The organism is Aquabacterium sp. (assembly GCF_029946005.1).
Lineage (GTDB): Bacteria > Pseudomonadota > Gammaproteobacteria > Burkholderiales > Burkholderiaceae_C > Aquabacterium.
In genome coordinates this window covers 1-2,491 of the sequence record NZ_JAQSDR010000029.1, presented here as the reverse complement: position 1 = coordinate 2,491, position 2,491 = coordinate 1, and the positions used below count along the sequence as shown (strand labels likewise).

2 protein-coding genes are annotated in these 2,491 nt (G+C 64.0%); both read right to left on the bottom strand.

From position 1 onward, the window contains the following. Positions 1 to 87 precede the first annotated feature (87 nt). Entirely contained in the window at positions 88 to 882 is a 795-nt protein-coding gene (istB, locus tag PSV38_RS14140; RefSeq protein ID WP_300548462.1) for an IS21-like element helper ATPase IstB, read from the bottom strand. Then, positions 872 to 2,377, bottom strand: coding sequence for an IS21 family transposase (istA, locus tag PSV38_RS14135; protein ID WP_300548460.1), 1,506 nt, complete (start codon positions 2,375 to 2,377; stop codon positions 872 to 874). The genes istB and istA overlap by 11 nt, the downstream gene beginning before the upstream one ends. Positions 2,378 to 2,491: the final 114 nt, after the last annotated feature.

The following is a 2,491-nucleotide window of genomic DNA, read 5'->3' as shown; positions in this document are numbered from 1 at the left end:
TGTTGATTTCCACGCAAAACTGACCCGGGGTTTCCAACCAAAATTGACCCACCCTCGGTTTGCGTAGTGTAGCTATTCGGTTGTGGATCAATCGGTTTGTGTTGCTGTCCTTGGGTCTGGTTTGTTTGCGGCTCGTTTTCGGGTTGCCGCCACCGCCGAGCTGGTCTTGAAGCGCCAGGACTCGTTGCCGGTTTCCACGATGTGGCAGTGATGGGTCAAGCGATCGAGCAAGGCCGTGGTCATCTTGGCATCGCCAAACACGTGGGCCCATTCGGTAAAGCTCAAGTTGGTGGTGATCAGCACGCTGGTGCGCTCGTAGAGCTTGGACAGCAGGTGGAACAGCAAGGCGCCGCCGGCCTGGCTGAAGGGCAGATAGCCCAACTCGTCGAGAATGACCAGGTCGGCATAGGTCAATCGCAACGCGATATGACCGGCCTTGCCGGCGAGCTTTTCCTGCTCCAGTGCATTGACCAGTTCCACGGTTGAGAGGAAGCGCACGCGCCGATGCTGCCGTTGCACCGCGGCGATGCCGATGGCCGTGGCCAGATGCGTCTTGCCGGTGCCCGGGCCACCGATCAACACCACGTTCTGCGCGCTGTCGATGAACGCACCGCCGTGCAACCGGCCCACCAGGGCTTCATCGACCCGGCTCTGGGCGAAGTCGAAGCCGACCAGATCCCGGTGCGCCGGGAAGCGGGCGGCCTTCATCTGGTTGGCCTGTGATCTGACTTCCCGTTCGGCGCTCTCGGCACTGAGCAGTTCACCGAACCATTGCTCGGGATCGAGTTCGCGATGCCGTGCCTTGGCGACCAACTCTGGCCACGCCGCCGCCATGCCGTTCAACTTCAACGCCTTCAGGCGTGTGACCAGTTCAATGGACATGGCAGGTCTCCGTCGGGCGCAACGCGTCGTAGCGATCCACATTGGCCTGCGGTTCCTGACGTAGTGTCAGCGCGGTGACCACGCTGTCGGCGGACGGCACGGGCGCACTCAATCGTGCCACCACGTTGAGCACGTGCTCGCCGCTGGGTGCGCCTGACTCCAGCACCAGTTCCACCGCCACCAACACGGCCTCCAAGCCGTGCACAGGCACCGCGGCCAACACCTGCGCCATGACCCGATCACCGCCTGGGCGGCGCAGCAGATGATGTTGCAAGGTGCGCAGTGGCATCGGCATCTCGGCGAAGGGCGCGCCGTCGCGCAGTGCGCCCGGCTTGCGTTGCACGATCTGGATGTAGTGCTGCCAGTCGTACTTGGTCTGATAGCGATCAAAGCAGCGTGCGTGCCGCGCCAGCACCTGGCCCTCGGCCACCAACACCAGTTCGGTCGGATACACGCGTAGGCTGAGCACGCGGTGCGCCGCCTCGGCCGGCACGCTGTAGCGATTGCGCTGGAAGTGGATCAGCGCTGTGCCCGACACCCGCACCGGTTGTTCCAAGTAGGCATCAAATGGCTTGGGGTTGGGCATCAGTTGCGGTTGCTCGTGCTCCCACGCCTCGGCGAGCGTGAGTTCTGGCCAGTCGGGATGGGCCATCACGTCCCACGCCGCCCGGCACTCGCTCGCCAGCCACGCGTTGAGTTCGGCCAGCGTCGACCAGTGGCGGTGACCGCCCTCGACCCACAGTTGCCGGCGCCGGTCCTGCACGTTCTTCTCGACCACGCCCTTCTCCCAGCCGGCGGCGCGATTGCAGAACTCCGGTTCAAACAGATAGTGGCTGCACATGGCCTGGAAGCGCGCATTGACGATGCGCTCCTTGCCGCGGCCGACCCGGTCCACCGCCGTCTTCATGTTGTCGTAGATGCCGCGCCGCGGCACGCCGCCGAACGCGGCAAACGCGCGGGCATGGGCATCGAACAGCATCTCGTGGCTCTGCATCGGATACGCCACCAGCCAGAACACCCGGCTGGATGCCAACTTCACGTGCGCGACCTCCAAGCGTTTACGCACGCCGCCGATGACCGCGTACTCGCAACTCCAGTCGAACTGGAACGCCTCACCCAAGGCAAAGTGCAACGGCACATAGCCGGGACGGCGGGGCGTCGCCCCACCATCGGCGTGCCACCGGCGAACAAAGGTCGCGACGCGGCCATAGCCGCCGGGATAGCCCTGTGCCTGCAGGTGCTGGAACAGCACCTTGGCCGTGCGCCGATCGCGCTTGGGCCGGTGGCTGTCGGTGCGCAGCCACGCCTGCAGTTGCTCGCGGTACGGATCGAGAATGCTCCGGGTCGTCCGCGCCGGATATGCCGGCTCGACCACGTCTTCGGCCCGCAACCAGCGGCGAAGGGTATTGCGGGATAAGCCGCTGCGCTTGGCAATCTCGCGCAGCGACAACTTGTCGCGGAAATGCATCCGCCGGATCTTGGCCAACATGCCCACTGTGATCACTCCTGGGTTCCCCTGAGCAAAAGCGCTCAGGATGGGAAATCAGGTGGGTCAGTTTTGGATGGAAATTATCCCCGTAAGTGGGTCAGTTCTGGATGGACGTCAACA

Excerpts from the sequence above, each read along its gene's own strand:
- istB (WP_300548462.1), bottom strand. The coding sequence starts at position 882 with ATGTCCATTGAACTGGTCACACGCCTGAAGGCGTTGAAGTTGAACGGC.